Below are 15,415 nucleotides of genomic sequence, written 5' to 3'. Positions count from 1 at the left end.
CAGACCTCAGGACTTGGGCAGGCCGAGCATGCGCTCGGCGATGATGTTGCGCTGAATCTCGTTGGCCCCGGCATAAAGGGTGCCCGCCTGGGCGAACAGGAAACCCTCCAGCCAGCGTGATTCCTCGCCGATCTCGGGCGCCTGGGCCAGCAGTTCACCCCGAGGGCCCAGCAGTCGCATGGCGGTCTCGTGCAGCTTGAGATCAAGCTCCGACCAGACGATCTTGTTGATGCTTGCCTCGGCGCCAATCTTCTCACCCCGGGCCAGGCGCCCAACGGTGTAATAAGCGGAGAGCGCATAGGCCTCGGCGCCGGCCCAGGCTTCGCAGACTGCATCGCGCAAGGCAGGGTCACGTCGGGCCTGTTCGGGATGGCGGTGGTAAAGCTCTACCAGACGGCGGGCCGCCTGCTGATAGCGAGCCGGCGAGCGCAGCAGCAGGCCGCGCTCGAAGCCTGCGGTGGCCATGGCCACCTGCCAGCCGGCACCCTCCTCACCGATTCGGTTCTCTACCGGCACCCGCACGTTGTCGAAGAAGATCTCAGCGAAGGCCTCCTTGCCGTTGAGGGCGCGAATCGGGCGGATCGTCACCCCTTCGGCGTCCAGGGGCACCAGCAGATAGCTCAAGCCGCGATGCCGACTCGATTCGGGATCGCTGCGGAAGAGGCCGAAAACCCAGTCGGCGAAGCTGGCGCGGGTGGACCAGGTCTTTTGGCCATTGATCACATAGTGGTCGCCGTCGCGGATCGCCTTGCTGCCAATGGCGGCCATGTCGGAGCCGGCGTTGGGCTCCGACCAGCCCTGGGCCCACATCTCCTCGCTGGAGGCCATGGGCGGCAGGAAGCGACACTTCTGGGCCTCGGTGCCGAACTCCATCAGGGTGGGGCCCAGCAACAGCTGGCCGTTCTGGTTGATGCGCTGGGGCGCCTCGGCGGCGAAGTACTCCTCTTCGAAGATCAGCCAGTCGATCAGGTCGCAGCCGCGCCCGCCGAGGTGCTCCGGCCACATGACCATGGAGAGGCGATTGTCGAAGAGACGGCGCTCCCACTCGCGATGCTGTTCGAAGCCTTCGCGGGTGTCGTAGCTCGCCAGCGGCTCGGTCGGCACGTTCTCGGCCAGCCAGGCCCGCACCTCGCACCGGAAGGCCTGCTGTTTAGGGGTATAGGACAGCTCCATGACGGCTCCTCAGAAGGTGGCCTCGCGCTTCTCGACGAAGGCGCGGCGGGTCTCGGCAGAATCGGGCGAGGTGTAGGCCTGCAGGGTGAACCCCTGCTCCCAGCGATACTTATCCTCCAGGTTGCCATCTTCGATGCCATTAAGCGCCTCCTTGGCGATACGGATCATCGCCGGGCTCTTGGCGGCGATGGCGGCAGCGATCTCGCGGGCGGTAGCGGCAAGCTCGGACTTCTCCACCAGGCGCTCGATAAAGCCATAGCGGCTCGCTTCCTCGGCGGAGATCGCCTCGCCGGTGAAGAAGAGGTAGCGCACCTTCTGAACCGGGAAGAGGCGCTGCAGGTGGGCGCCGCCGCCCATGGCACCGCGGTCCACCTCGGGCAGCGCAAAGCTGGCGCAGCGCGACGCCACCACGATGTCGGCGGCACCGGTCATGCCGATGCCGCCGCCCAGCACATAGCCGTGCACCGCTACGATGACCGGCACCGGCGAGCGGTGGATGGCCCGAAAGGTGGCATAGTTGCCGGCGTTGACCGCCACGATGCGCTCCGGATGGCGGTCCAGCTCCTTGATGTCGACGCCGGCGCAGAAGCCGCGCCCCTCGGCGCGCAGCACGATGACACGCACCTCAGGGTCGGCGCCGAGCCGGTCGATCTCGGCGGCCAGGGCGTGCCACTCGGTGCTGTCGAGGGCATTGACCGGCGGCCGGTCGATGACCACCTCGGCGATATGGGCCTCGAGTCGGGTCTGAAAGGCACTCATTTCAATTCACCTCCGTGGTAGTCGAACCCTCTGCCGTCTCCTGGCGCGCCGGGAAGAGGCGGGCGAGACAGCGTTCGGCGTCGTTGACGATGGTTGCGATCAGCTCTTCCACGCTGACCAGGCGGTCGATGGCCGCGGCCACCTGGCCGCTGGGCAGGATGCCCGCCTCGGCCCGGCCCTCGACCATGGAGTGCTGCAGCAGCACCGGCTGGTTGGCGGCCATCACCGTCTGGGCCAGGGCCGCGGGGTCTTCGCGCAGGGCGCGGCGCAGGATGCCCAGCGCCTGGCGGTGGGTCATGCCGGTCTCCCGCTGCCAGCGCCGGGCGCTGCCCAAGGCGATCAGCAGACGCCGCAGGGGGCCGGCCTCTTCCAGGCGGCGGATGAAGGCGTTGTCGATCATGCGGTGGCGCATGCCGTCCACGGCAAGCGACACCTTGATATGCGCCGGATCCTCCACCGCCAGATAGCGCTCCAGGGTGGCGGCGGGGGTCGGGGAGTCGCGGGTCATCAGGAAACGCGTACCCATGGCGATGCCCGCCGCCCCGGCGGCCAGGGCCGCGGCCAGGCCGCGCCCGGTGGAAAAGCCGCCGGCGGCGATCACCGGCACCTTCACACTGTCGAGCACCTGAGGCAGCAGGATGGTGGAGGGCACGCTGCCGGTATGGCCGCCGCCCTCGCTGCCCTGGATGGTGATCATGTCGGCGCCCATGGCCTCCGCCTTGATGGCGTGCTTGAGGGCCCCCACGGTGGGAATGCACAGCACCCCCGCCTCCTTGAGGCGGGCGACCGTGGACGCGTCGGGGCCGCGGCCGTAGCTCACCGCGGCGAGGCGGTGGCGAATGGCCAGCGCCACGCAGTCGGCGGCGTTGGCCTGGAACATGTGGAAGTTGAGGCCGAAGCGGCGGCTGCCGGTGAGCTCGATCACCTTGAGGATCTCAGCCTCCAGGGACTCGGGGGCGATGGTGGCCCCCGCCAGGAAGCCGAAGCCGCCGGCGCGGGTGGTGGCCGCCACCAGGCCGGCATCCGAGACCCAGCCCATGGCGGTCTGCACGATCGGATAGCGACAGCCCAGCCGCTCGGTCAGGGGGGTGGCAGGCAGGCTCATGAGCCCTCCCCGGCCGCCGCCTTGTTCTCCCTCGCCATGCCCTTGGCATCGAAGCCGCCCAGCAGGTCACCGGAGACCTGCTCGTTGTGCACATGGGCGAAGTGGTGCCAGGCGAAGGCCGCCTCCATCCCGCTGCGCTTGCCCTGCAAGTCCTCGATGTGGTTGATCACCTGCTTGGTCAGCGCCAGCCCCATGCGCGGCTGAGCGGCGATGCGCGAGGCGATATCGGTCACGGTGGCGTCCAGCGCGTCGCGGCTCACCACCCGGTTGACCATTCCCATCTGCCAGGCCCGCTCGGCGCCGACCCGCTCGCCCAGAAAGAGAAACTCCTTGGCCAGGCGCGGGGCCATCTCGTAGGGATGGGCGAAGTACTCCACGCCGGGAATGCCCATGCGTACCACCGGATCCTGGAAGAAGGCGTCGTCGCTGGCGATGATCAGATCGCAGACCCAGGCCAGCATCAGTCCACCGGCCACGCAGGCGCCGTGCACCTTGGCGATCACCGGCTTGGGGATCTCCCGCCAGCGCCGACACATGTTGAGATAGACCTCCTGCTCGCGCACATAGAGGTATTCGCCGCCGGGCTTGTCGGTGTGATCCCACCACAGGTGGCGGCGTTCGAAGGCGCGATTGATATCGCGTCCCGGCGTGCCGATGTCGTGACCCGCCGAGAAGTGGCGGCCGGCGCCGCACAGCACGATGACCTTGACCTCTGGGTCGTCCACCGCACGCCGGAAGGCCGCGTCCAGGGCATAGGTCATCTGGGAGTTCTGGGCGTTGTTGAACTCGGGACGGTTGAGGGTCAGGGTTGCCACTCTCCCCTCGACGCCGTAGCGCACCGGCTCGTCGGTCTCGTAGCGCGACTCGTCGGCCCGCTCGACGCGGATATCGTCATGGGACATGGTGACCTCCTCAGGCTGTCTGGCGGCGTCCCGGCGGATTGCCCTTGAGGGCCTTGGCACGCAGGTTGTGGGGATCGAGGCGTTCGATCAGCGCCAGCTGCTCGGCGCTCGGGGCGGGCGTCTCAGCGAGGTTCGGCGCCTTTTCCAGCGGGAAGCCGGTGTTGTCCTGTACCTCGTCGAAGGTCACGCCGGGGTGCAGAGAGCGCACGCGAATGGCGTGGTCCGGGCCCTCGAAGTCCAGGACGCAGAGGTCGGTGACGATATGACGTATCTCCAGCAGGTCGCGGCGCATCCCCTCGGCGTACCGGGACGGGTGGTAGCCGGCCCCGGAGACCATATCGACCTCACCTTCGACGAAGACCCTTCGGGTATGGGCGGGCACGAAGAAGGAGTTGATGTGGTTGATGCTGTTGCCAGGCAGGCCGCGCACGCCCAGCATGGCCACCTTGGGTCGCTCGTAGTCGCCGATGCAGGAGAGGTTGGTCTGGCCGAAGCGGTCGATCTGGGTGGGCCCGATCATGGCGTGGCGACGCCCGCCGGCCACGCACTCGAACATGCGCTCAAAGGGCAGGTAGCCGGCATAGCTCGGCTCCGCCTCCCGAGGCCCAAGCGGAATCGGCGTCTCCACCAGCAGCGCCTCGCTGTCGGTCATGAGCAGCTCCGGCGTATGGGTCAGCTTGGCCAGGCTGGCGCCCAGGCGGGGGATCACCCCGAGCCCCGAGGCGATCAGCTCGCCGTCGCCACGCCAGGCCTCCGCGGCCGCCACGATCATCAGTTCGGCCAGGGTAAAATCGGTACTCTTGCTCATCGCCTCTCTCCTTAAAATATCGGTCGCGGCAGACGACCGATCGCACCGCCGCCGCCGTTGGCGTCCTGATAGGCGGCCTCGCCCGGGGCGATGAAGGCATCGTGATAGGCCTGCCAGCCACCCTCATCGCTGGCGCTGGCGACATAGCGCTTGAGGTGCTCCAGGTCCCAGCCGTAGTCCGGGTCACAGCTGGTGGGATGCGCCCCCAAGGGCGCCTCGATCACGCCGCTGACCAGGTAGCGCTCGAAGGTGTTGTCACGGGCCTGCTCCGGTGACAGCGCGAGACGCTCCTCGATGCGCTCGGCAGAGACGAAGCAGCGATCGGCGGCACGCGCAAAAAGATGGTCGAAATAGGGGTCGCGTCCTTGGATCAAGGTGTTGCCCAGACGGTCGGCAACGTTGACGTGGACGAAGGCGGCGTCGAGGTTGAGCGCCGGCATAGCCACCAGGGTCTCGCCGTCGTCATAGGGAGAGCGGACCAGCTTGAGTTCGGGGTTGTGGGTCAGCACGTCGGTGCCGATGCCGCAGCGGGTGGGCAGAAAGGGCAGGCGCATGCCGGCGGCTCGCAGCCCCCACTGGAACATCCCCTCGTCGAGCTCCATCAGCTCCAGCTCGCCGGCCTGGCGCGCCTTGCGGTACCAGGGCTCCAGGGGGATGGCGTCCAGGGTGGCGAAACCGTAGATCAGCTTCTTCACCTTGCCGGCCGCACACAGCATGCCGACCTCGGGCCCGCCGTAGGACACCACGGTCAGGTCCTTTAGGTCGCTGCGCAGGATCTCGCGCACCAGGGCCATGGGCTTGCGCCGGGGGCCCCAGCCGCCGAAGCCGATGGTCATGCCATCCTCGAGCTGGCCGACTGCCTCGGCCGCCGTCATTTGCTTGTTCATTGCTCACTCCCCTGCTGGCCCACAGAAAAGTCGTGCCCCCAGATGCTGACCCGGGTGAACTCGAAGACGCTGTGCTCGGCCCAGTCCACCTGCAGCCCACCGTGGCCGAACTCCAGATCGAAGCCGGACGGGGTCTTCATGTAGAAGGAGGTCATGCGGTCGTTGAGGTGCTCGCCCAGGGTCGCGGAGAGCGCGACGCCGTGCTCGCGGCGACGATCGTCGGCGCGCCCCACCTCGGTCATGTCGTCCACCTCCACCATGACGTGAACGCAACCGCTCTCCACGGGGAAGGCGGCCAGCGCCAGGCTGTGGTGGCGACGATTGCGGCAGTGCATGAAGTGAATGCGCACTGGCGGTACCGAGGGGTCGGGGCGGAAGTTGAAGATGTCGGAGTGCTCGAAGCCCAGCACGTCGCGAACGAAGGCCAGGGTCTCGTCAAAGTTGTGAGCAGGCAGCACCGTATGCCCCAGGCCCATGTCGCCGGTCACGAAGCGCGGCACACCCTGTGGCGAAATGAAGGGCAGCAGGTCGGAGCGATGCCCCCAGACCAACTCATGACGATTGCCTGAGGGGTCACGGCAGATTGCCACCGCCTGGTAACCACGCTGGTCGCAGAGCGCCTCGTCGCCGAGCTCGAAGGGTACGTTCTTCGCTTCGAGCTCAGCCAGCGCCGCCTGGAATTCGCGTTCGCTGGCCAGCTCCCAGCCGGAGGCGACATAGCGCTTATCGCGACCTGACACCACCAGCATGCGGTGGGGACGCTCGTCCATCTTCAAATAAAGCCCCTCCCCGGGGGCCTCATGAACCATCATGCCCAGGACATACTCGGCGTACTCACGCCACTCGGTCAGGTTGTCGCTCTGGGCCACAACATAGGCCAGGCTGCGAATTTCCATCTTGCGGACTCCTCACTCGTCAGTGTATGGACCCAGTATCCGCAAGCCGTCAGCCCACCATCATCGTCCGTTGAGACTAACCAGCCGCCCGCCACCATCCGGCGAATAAAAAAAGTCGCCGAGCAGGAATCCTGCCGGCGACAAAGGCTTACCGCATGTAGCAGCATCGAGAGGTAACGCCGCTAGCGGTAGAAGATCACCAGATCATTGATGACCGAGGGGCGCTCCTCGCCTATCACATGGGTGTGCACTTCGAGCACCACCTTGGTGCCCTTGCGGGTAACGCCGGCCTCCTTGACCCGAGCGCGTGCGTGCACGCTCGTCCCCACCGGGACCGGCGCGGGGAAACGCAGGCGATCGGAGCCGTAGTTGACCACCGTCGAAAAGCCCTCGATGACGAAATTCAGGGGCAGCGTCAGCCGCGACTGCAGCACCTGTACCAGGGCACCATGGGCGATGGTGGTGCCATAGGGGCTCTCCCGGGCGGCCCGCTCGGGGTCGGTATGGATCCAGTAGTCATCGCCTGAGAGCTCGGCAAAGCGGTCCACCAGCGGCTGGTCGATCAGGAGCGGCGCGCTCCAGTCGCTGAACGCGTCACTGACCAGGCAGGCGACGGCCGCGGCGTCATCGAAGGGTACCCGGCGGCGACCCTGCTCATCCCTTTCCATCACCGGCGTCTCGTCACGCTCGCGCTCCCCGCCCGGGCGGGTAAAGCGCAGCAAGGTGTCGCCGCGGGCACTGATCCGACAGAAGCTCGGCTGAAGGGCCATGCCCACCTCGATCTCCTCCTCGGCAAGGCCGACCAGGGTGGTGTTCATGCGCACCCCTTCAGCCAGCTCCACCACTGCCAGCACCTGGGGCGACTCGTCGGCGAACTCGGGCAGGGTGGGAATGCGCGCCAGGGTATAGCTGTAGAGGGTCGCCTCGCCCGACGCCTCCTTCCAGCTCAGCTCGGGCGAGAGGCAGTGAGTGCAGTGGCGGCGCGGGTAGAAGACCCAGGCGTGGCAGGCATCGCAGCTCTGCAGCAGCAGGCGGCCTTCCTTCAACCCCTCCCAGAAGGGCCGGCTGATCTCGGTTGCCACGGGTAGCGGTTTGTAGTCCATGCTCTCAACTCCCCTGAAGAATCAGTGCGCCCTGCTCACTCATCACGCCACCCGTTCCCGACACGAAGGCCTGGTCGCAGCGCGACAGCTGACGCTCGCCGGCCCGGCCGGCAATCTGGGTGTAGGCCTCGATCACCTGGGACATGCCACCCGCCGCCGCGGCCTGCCCGAAGCTGAGCTGGCCGCCGTGGGTATTGAGGGGGAAATTGCCTTTCCAGGTAAGATCGTGCTCGCGCACGAAGGCCATCCCCTCCCCCTTGCCGCAGAAGCCCGCATCCTCGAGGCTGAGCAGCACCGTGATGGTGTAGCAATCGTAGATCTGGGCCACGTCCATGTCGCCTGGCCGGGTGCCGGACATGGCGAAGGCCTGGCGGGCGGCGTGGGCGATGGGAGTCTCGGTCATCTCCTCGGCGTAGGAGGGCGACTTGAAGGCAAGCCGCTCGCCGAAGCCGGTAACGAAGGCCGGGCGGTGCTTCGCCCGGGCGGCCAGCTCCTTGGAGGCGACAATCACCGCCGCCCCGCCGGCCACGGGCATGACGATCTCGAGCACGTGCAACGGATCGGCCACCTTCCGGCTGGCCAGGACATCCTCGACGCTGAGCGGTTGGCCGTGGAAGATCGCCTCGGGGTTGGCCAGGGCATTGGTGCGCTGATCCACCGCAATCTTGGCCATGGCCTTGGGATCATAGCCGTAGCGGGCCGCATAGCGCTGGGCAATCATGGCGTAGCCGGTGTTCTGGCCCATGTGGCCGTAAGGCAGGTCGAACTCCGCCTCCGGTGCACCGAAGGCGGTGCTGTGGCCGCCGAAGCGCATGGCCCGGGCCATCCAGGCCGGGTCCTCGTCGGGTCCAAAGGGCGCCATGCGCGCCGGCAGCACGCAGAGCACCGCCTGACACAGCCCCATCTCTATGGCCGCGGCTGCACGCCACACCATGCCGACCGGCGTGCAGCCGCCCAGGTCCACCACCTCGGCGAAGTTGACCTCGATGCCGAGATATTCGGCGGCCATGGCCGGCACGAAGACCGAGGCCTCGTGGAAGTGAGGGCCGTTGATCACCAGCCCGTCCAGATCCTCCCGACGCAGGCCGGCATCGCGCAGGGCGCGACCGGCCAGGTCGGCGACCTGCTCCAGATGGAACATCTGCGGCGCGGTCTGATACTTTTCGGGCCGATACTGGGCGGCCCCCACGATGGCCGCCTTGCCTGACAGTCCCGTCATCATCTTTCCTCGTTGCGGTAATGGAGGGTGACGCCCCGCTCAGGGGCGAAAGGCGGGGAGGCCCAGCTTCTCGAGCCGCGCTTCTGACCAGGGAACGTAACGCCCCTCGGCGTCGTCACGCAGGTAGATCGGCTCACCGCACAGCTCAGGGCAGTAGCCTTGGCGCTGCAGGTCCACCTTGCGCAGTTTGAAGGTGCTGGTCATGTCGGCGCTGGCCGAGACACGCACGAACTGCGGCGCGGCATAGCCGGGCAGGCGCTCGGCGGTCAGCGCATAGAAAGCCTCGGGATCAAACGCCTGTCCCGGCTGCATCACGATGGCGGCCATGCCGGCACGCCCCTCGAAGCCCGGCACCGTCACGCCGTAGATATTGAGCGACTCCATGCCGGGCAGGTCATCCAGGGCGTTGGCCACTTCCTGGGTGGAGACGTTCTCGCTCTTCCAGCGGAAGGTGTCACCGATACGATCGACAAAGTAGAAATAGCAATCCTCGTCGTAGCGCAGCAGGTCACCGGAGCGCCAGAAGGCGTCGCCATGCCGAAAGACATTGCGCAGGATCTTCTGCTCGGTGGCCTCTGCCGAGGTGTAGCCCTCGAAGGGGGCCACCGGGGTGTTCTCGTCATACTGGATCATGCCCAGCCCCTCGCCCACCTCGCCAGGCTGGCAAAGCATGCAGAAGCCTTCTTTATCGCGCAGGTGCCGCTCGGTCTCCACGTCGAAGCGCACCAGGCGGAAGTTGGTGCGATTCCAGTCAGGCACCCGACCGCAGGAGCCCACCCGGTTGTCGACGTTGATCAGGCTGGTATTGGCTTCGGTGGAGCCCCACCCTTCGAGGATACGCATCTCGCCGAAGCGCTCGACCCAGCGCTGCCAGATCTCGGCGGAAAGCCCCGCCCCCAGCATGCAGCGCAACGAATGGCGGACCGGCTGGCTGTCGTGGTTGAGCAGATAGCGGCAGATCTCACCGATATACTGGCAGACGGTGACCCCGTGGCGCTCGATATCCGACCAGAAGGCACTGACGCTGAACTTTCGCCGCAGCACGATGGCCGCCCCCGCCCTGAGGGCCGTAGAGGTCACCGAGGTGGCAGCTGCACCGTGATAGAGCGGCAGACAGCAGTAGAAGACATCCTCCTTGGTGGCCCTGACGGTGGGCACCATCACATCCCCGGAGGTGAGCCAGCGCAGATGGCTGTAGATCGCCGCCTTGGGCAGGCCGGTGGTACCCGAGGTAAAGATCAAGAGGGTGCGATCTGCGGTGCGAATCCCCGCCCTCTGAACGGCCGGTGGGGGCGTCACCTCCGCGGCGGCGATGGCCTCGCCCAGGGGCTGCCAGGGCAGCACCCGCGGCGGGCAAACCGCGAGCTCGTCGTCCTCGACCAGCCACAGCGGCAGTGAGGGCAGCTCCTCGGTGGCCTGAAAGTTCTCCAGGCACTCCTCACCGACGATGGCATGGGCCGCTCCCGTAGTCGAGAGCGCATGTACCAGCGGCACGCCGCGGATCTGGGTATTGATGAAGGCCACCACGGCGCCCAACTTGACCAGACCGAACCAGGCGGCATAGAAGGCTGGACGGTTCTCCATGGCCAGCGCACAGACATCGCCGGCCCTAACGCCGCGCGCGGCCATGACGTTGGCCACCTGGTTGGCCCAGGCATTGATGTCGCCATAGCGGTAGCACTGCGCCTGGTAATACAGGAAGGGGCGATCGCCATATCGCTCCGCCTGCTCCTCCAGCCGATCGGCCAGGGTGTAGGGCAGATCGGGAGTCAGCGTCACGGCGGCCGCACGCTCATTCAGCCTGGCCTGGGTCTCCGCCAGGCTTGGCAGCGGGCCATGCCCCGTGCGCGACGGCATCAGGTCACTGTCAAGGTTCATGAAGTGTCCTCTAATTGCTCGTTATTGTTCGTCCATGGCCTAGCGCACGCGTATGCGCGGCGCCGGCGTATCGCGTCGCAGCGTGATCAAAAAGCGCTCCAGCGGAGCCGGCGCCGCCACCTCGGGCAGCGTCTCCTTGTCGGGGCGCTGGCCCCAGAACTCTTTCCATGAGGGGAAGAGATCATGGAAGGTGCCCTCGTAGGGCTCCCGGCCCGGCCAGCGCATCTTGAGGTCGCCGATGGGCGGCCGGTTCAGATCGCTGGCGTACCAGTAGCAGGGAAGACGACGCCGGAAGCACCAGCGCCCGTCGATACGCTCGTAGTCATCCCAGTAGAGCATCTGCATGATCACCCACTCGGGGCCGGTCTCATGCTCGTTCTTGGAATAGACCACCCCTACCGCATGGTCGGGGTCGGTAAACTCGATGAGATGCTGACCAAGGTGGTGGGAGGTGCCGGTGAACTGATCGCGCAGCGTCGTGTCCACCCAGGCCTTAAGGTGCCCGCGCCCACGCCGCTCGCGCCCGACCCGGATGTCCGGAGCGAACAGATTGACGTGTGCATCCAGGTCGCGCATGTCAAGGGAGATGGCGTACTTGGCCACCAGTTGGCGGATCTCCTCGATAGACTCGAGCCGATCCAGGCGCCGCTCCAGCGAAGCTGTCTGCATGTTCTACCCCTTCACAGGAACGCCATGCCGCCGTTGACGGACACGTTCTGGCCGGTCATGTAGGCCGCATCATCGCTGGCCAGGAAGGAGGCCACACCCGCCAGATCCTCCGGCTCGGCCATGCGGCCCAGCGGAATCGCAGCGATCATCTGGTCGCGCCACTCATCGGGAATATCCGCCATCATCGGGGTGTTGGTGGGTCCCGGCACCAGCACGTTGGCACGGATGCCCTGGGGCGCCAGCTCCCGGGCGATGCTGCGCGTCAGCCCCACCACGCCGGCCTTGGTGGCACAGTAGTGGGCGGGGCCTTCGCCGGTGGCAATCGCCGTACTGGAGACGTTGATCAGCACGCCACCCTGGCTGCCCTTCTGCATCAGCCGCACCGCTTCGCGGCAGCAGAGGAAGGTGCCGGTCAGGTTCACCCCGATGACGCGCGCCCAGTTCTCGTCCGGCACCTCCGGGAAACTGTCCATAGCACCGGTGCCTGCACTGTTGACCAGCACATCCACGCGGCCGAAAGCCTGCTGGATTGCCTCGAAGGCCGCCCGCACCGATGCGGCATCGGCCACGTCGCAGCCAAGCCCCAGCGCCCTGTCGCCGAGCTGTGCGGCCACATCCCGGGCCGCCGCCTCCTGCAGATCCAGGGCCGCCACCCGAGCCCCCTCCGCCGCAAAGCGCTGTGCCATGGCGCGCCCCATTCCCTGGCCAGCCCCGGTAATGACCACTACCTTGTCCTGATGCCGCATGCTGCCTCCTGACGCCTGTCATCTTTCAGGAATGGCGGGAAAGAGACCCCGCCCCATGTAGCGCATGATCCGCAGGGCGGCAGGTCGCGTAATCGTCCATCGAGACTATTTCTGACGATATTCCCGTGTGGTCTGAACGGACGATGCTCCCCGGCCAAGCCTGCCGGAGCATCACCTGAACCCCAGGACCCAAGGAGAACAACGGGATGTCGGAACAGAACCTGCCGCTGCCGGAAGGCCACTATGTCGAGCTCCCCAGCGGGCTGCGTCTTCACTACCTGGATGAAGGCAGCGGCCCGGCAGTCATCTGGCTGCACGGCAGCGGCCCGGGTGCAAGCGGCTACAGCAACTTCAAGGGCAACGTGCCGGTCTTCGTGGCGGCCGGCTACCGCAACCTGGTGCTCGACCTGCCGGGCTTCGGCCGTTCGGACAAGCCCGACAACGTCGACTATGACCTGGCCTTCTTCGTCGCGGCCCTGCGCGGCTTCGTGGACGCCCTGGATCTGCCCCGCGTCACCCTGCTTGGCAACTCGCTCGGCGGCGCCATCGCCCTTGGCATGACGCTGGAGCAGCCGCAGCGGGTCGAGCGACTGATCCTGATGGCCCCCGGCGGCGTGGAGGCGCGGGAAACCTACTTCGAAATGGAAGGCATCCGCCGTATGGTGGAGATCTACGGCCGGGGGCCCATGGGCGTCGAGGAAATGCGCCAGGTGATGAGCCTGCAGCTCTACGACGCCTCGGGGCTGGAGGAGTCGCTTCTCGCGGAGCGCGCCGCGGTCGCCGTCACCCAGCCCGCCAACCTCTTCTCCACCATGCTGGTCCCCGACATGACCGAACGCCTGAACGAGATCCAATGCCCGATCCTCGGCTTCTGGGGCACCAACGACCTCTTCAATCCACCGGGCGGAGCCGACAAGATCCTGGCCGGCGCCCCGAAGGCTCGCTTCCTGATGCTCAACCGCTGCGGCCACTGGGTGCAGGTGGAGCATCGCGAGCTCTTCAACCGCACCTGTCTCGACTTTCTCGCCCACGGCTGACCGGGAGGTTCCATGTCGGATTACGCCGCGCTGCTGTCGCCGGGGCGCATCGGATCGCTGGCGCTCAAGAACCGTATTGTTCAGGCCCCCATGGGCACCAACCTGGCCGAGGAGGACGGCAGCTGCGGGGAGCGCATCCAGGCCTTCTACGAGGCCCGTGCCCGCGGCGGCGCGGGCCTCTTGACCATGGGAGTCGGCGCCATCGCCCACCCCCACGGCACGGCGGAACCCTGGCAGGTCGGGCTCTCGCACGATGACTTCCTGCCCGGACTGACGCGCCTGGTCGAGCGCGTTCATCACCACGGAGCGCGCATCGCCATTCAGCTTCAGCACGCCGGCAAGACGGCGATTCGCGACCTGACCGAAGGGCGCGAGCTCTGGGTTCCCTCCCTGCCGCCCCGCGGCAGCACCGCCATGATGGCCAGCCTGACCCAGGAGGAGCTGGGGCGCTTCATCAGCTCCAGCAAGAGCCGGCAGAGCGGCCAGCCCAAGATCCGGGTCATGGAGCAGGCCGACATCGACAGCCTGGTGTCAGGCTTCGCCGATGCGGCCGAGCGCGCCAAGCGCGCCGGCTTCGACGGCGTCGAGCTTCACGCCGGTCACAGCTACCTGATCGCTGGCTTCCTCTCCCCCTACTACAACCGTCGCGAGGACGCCTACGGTGGCAGCCTCGAGAACCGCGCACGACTGCTGCTGGAGATCATAGGCGCGGTCCGCCAGCGAGTTGGCACCGACTACCCGATCTGGATGCGGCTGGATGCCAAGGAGCTGCATACCGAAGGCGGCATCGACCTCAAGGAGAGCCTCGAAGTCGCTGCCATGGCCGAGGCCGCGGGCCTCGATGCAGTGAGCGTTTCGGCCTATGCCACCCTCAAGGAGGGGCATGAGTTCACCGAGGCCCCGCTGGTCCAGACACCCGGCGCCTTTCTCGACTGGGCCTCAGCCTTCCGCAAGCGGCTGGGCATCCCGGTGATCACCGCCGGCCGGCTGTCGCCGGAGGACTCGGAGCAGGCCATTGCCCGGGGTCAGTGCGACTTCGTCGCCATGGCCCGCCCCCTGCTGGCCGACCCCGAGCTGCCGCGCAAGCTGGCCGAGGGGCGTCGCGAGGCGATTCGCCCCTGCATCTACTGCTATGTCTGCGTCAGCCAGATCTTCCTCAACCAGCGTATCCGCTGCGCCGTGAATCCCATGGTCGGGCATGACCATGAGCTGCGCCTCGAGCCCACCGCCACGAAGCGCCATCTGGTGGTGGTGGGCGGTGGCCCCGCCGGTCTGGAGGCGGCACGCGTGGCCGCGCTGCGCGGTCATCGGGTCACACTGCTTGAGCGCGGACCACGGCTGGGCGGCACCCTGTTCTTCGCCTCCCTGGCCTACTCCCCGAACGGCCCGCTGGTCGATCAACTGCGCCATGAGGTCGAGCGGCTGCCCGTCGAGGTGCACCTGGGGGTCGAAGCGACCCCCGCCCTGATCCAGGCGCTGGCGCCCGATCACCTCATCCTGGCCGTGGGCGCCAACCGCGATGCACCGGCGATCACCGGCGCCGACCAGGCCCACGTCTGGTCCGGCGATGAGCTGCGCCGGCTGCTGACCGGAGAAGGCGAGGATGTCGCCCGGCGCAAACTCAACCTCTCCCAGCGCATGATGCTCAAGGCAGGCGGTCTCTCCGGCGTGACCGGCAGCGCCGCCGCCCTGCAGAAGCTCTCCAAGCTCTGGATGCCGCTGGGCAAGCGCGTGGTGATTCTCGGCGGCGGATTGGTCGGCCTGGAGCTAGCCGAGTTCCTGGCCCATCGCGGCCGTCGCGTCAGCGTGGTGGAAGCCGGTGGCGACCTCGGCGCCGAGTTTTCCATTCCAAGGCGTTGGCGCGTGCTCCACGAGCTTCGCCAGGCCGGGGTGGAGCTACTGACCGAGCGCACCGCGGAGCGCATCACCGCAGAGAGCGTCCAGGTGCGCGACGCCGTGGGCGACATCCAGGCGCTGCCCTGCGACTCGGTGATCCTGGCGTCAGGCGCCAGGCCCGATGACACCCTCGCCCGAGCGCTGGCGGACACGCTTCCCGATCTGCCGATCACCGCCATCGGCGACGGCGAGCGTCTGGGTTATATCGAGGGCGCCATTCGCGCTGGCATGCTGGCCGGGCGCAGCCTATAGCGGCGTCCGGCCGCTTTCCTGCAGAGTGGAAAACAGCAGTAGAGAGCCCGCCGGAATGGCGGGCTCTCTGTCTTGTTGCCGCGAT

Annotated in this window: 14 protein-coding genes; 2 read left to right on the top strand and 12 right to left on the bottom strand. The window is 67.2% G+C overall.

Annotated features, from left to right (window positions below):
* Window positions 1–6: 6 nt before the first annotated feature.
* The 12 genes from ACT7B3_RS08110 to ACT7B3_RS08055 form a co-directional block, all read right to left on the bottom strand.
* Window positions 7–1,173: an acyl-CoA dehydrogenase family protein gene (locus ACT7B3_RS08110; protein WP_445157559.1), complete on the bottom strand. Its 1,167-nt coding sequence runs from the start codon at window positions 1,171–1,173 to the stop codon at window positions 7–9.
* 9 nt (window positions 1,174–1,182) lie between these two features.
* Entirely contained in the window at window positions 1,183–1,932 is a 750-nt protein-coding gene (locus ACT7B3_RS08105; protein WP_445157558.1) for an enoyl-CoA hydratase family protein, read from the bottom strand.
* Window position 1,933: 1 nt separating this feature from the next.
* The gene (locus ACT7B3_RS08100; RefSeq protein WP_445157557.1) at window positions 1,934–3,037 is read right to left on the bottom strand and encodes an NAD(P)H-dependent flavin oxidoreductase; all 1,104 of its coding nucleotides are present in this window, start codon (window positions 3,035–3,037) and stop codon (window positions 1,934–1,936) included.
* Window positions 3,034–3,939: an enoyl-CoA hydratase gene (locus ACT7B3_RS08095; RefSeq protein WP_445157556.1), complete on the bottom strand. Its 906-nt coding sequence runs from the start codon at window positions 3,937–3,939 to the stop codon at window positions 3,034–3,036. Before ACT7B3_RS08095 ends, ACT7B3_RS08100 begins: the two co-directional genes overlap by 4 nt.
* A 10-nt stretch (window positions 3,940–3,949) precedes the next feature.
* Window positions 3,950–4,747, bottom strand: coding sequence for a CoA-transferase subunit beta (locus ACT7B3_RS08090; protein WP_445157555.1), 798 nt, complete (start codon window positions 4,745–4,747; stop codon window positions 3,950–3,952).
* An 11-nt stretch (window positions 4,748–4,758) separates the two neighbouring features.
* Window positions 4,759–5,634, bottom strand: a complete 876-nt coding sequence (locus ACT7B3_RS08085; protein WP_445157554.1) for a CoA transferase subunit A — start codon at window positions 5,632–5,634, stop codon at window positions 4,759–4,761.
* Entirely contained in the window at window positions 5,631–6,530 is a 900-nt protein-coding gene (locus tag ACT7B3_RS08080) for a VOC family protein (protein WP_445157553.1), read from the bottom strand. The genes ACT7B3_RS08085 and ACT7B3_RS08080 overlap by 4 nt, the downstream gene beginning before the upstream one ends.
* Window positions 6,531–6,712: 182 nt before the next feature.
* Window positions 6,713–7,633, bottom strand: a complete 921-nt coding sequence (locus ACT7B3_RS08075) for a bifunctional OB-fold nucleic acid binding domain-containing protein/MaoC family dehydratase (protein WP_445157552.1) — start codon at window positions 7,631–7,633, stop codon at window positions 6,713–6,715.
* A 4-nt stretch (window positions 7,634–7,637) separates the two neighbouring features.
* Window positions 7,638–8,852: a thiolase family protein gene (locus tag ACT7B3_RS08070; protein ID WP_445157551.1), complete on the bottom strand. Its 1,215-nt coding sequence runs from the start codon at window positions 8,850–8,852 to the stop codon at window positions 7,638–7,640.
* 39 nt (window positions 8,853–8,891) lie between these two features.
* Entirely contained in the window at window positions 8,892–10,730 is a 1,839-nt protein-coding gene (locus ACT7B3_RS08065) for a long-chain-acyl-CoA synthetase (protein WP_445157550.1), read from the bottom strand.
* A 39-nt stretch (window positions 10,731–10,769) separates the two neighbouring features.
* A complete protein-coding gene (locus ACT7B3_RS08060; protein WP_445157549.1) occupies window positions 10,770–11,399 on the bottom strand; it encodes a nuclear transport factor 2 family protein in 630 nt (209 codons plus the stop codon).
* 11 nt (window positions 11,400–11,410) lie between these two features.
* Entirely contained in the window at window positions 11,411–12,145 is a 735-nt protein-coding gene (locus ACT7B3_RS08055) for an SDR family NAD(P)-dependent oxidoreductase (protein ID WP_445157548.1), read from the bottom strand.
* A gap of 206 nt (window positions 12,146–12,351) precedes the next feature.
* On the opposite strand from ACT7B3_RS08055, the gene ACT7B3_RS08050 reads away from it, so the two are divergent.
* The gene (locus ACT7B3_RS08050; RefSeq protein ID WP_445157547.1) at window positions 12,352–13,182 is read left to right on the top strand and encodes an alpha/beta fold hydrolase; all 831 of its coding nucleotides are present in this window, start codon (window positions 12,352–12,354) and stop codon (window positions 13,180–13,182) included.
* A gap of 12 nt (window positions 13,183–13,194) precedes the next feature.
* On the top strand, window positions 13,195–15,330 hold the full coding sequence (locus ACT7B3_RS08045; RefSeq protein ID WP_445157546.1) for an FAD-dependent oxidoreductase: 2,136 nt from the start codon (window positions 13,195–13,197) through the stop codon (window positions 15,328–15,330).
* The last annotated feature ends 85 nt before the right edge of the window (window positions 15,331–15,415 follow it).

Source organism: Halomonas sp. E14 (assembly GCF_052568415.1).
The sequence above is the reverse complement of the archived record's forward strand: the minus strand, read 5'-3'. Positions and strand labels throughout refer to the sequence as shown.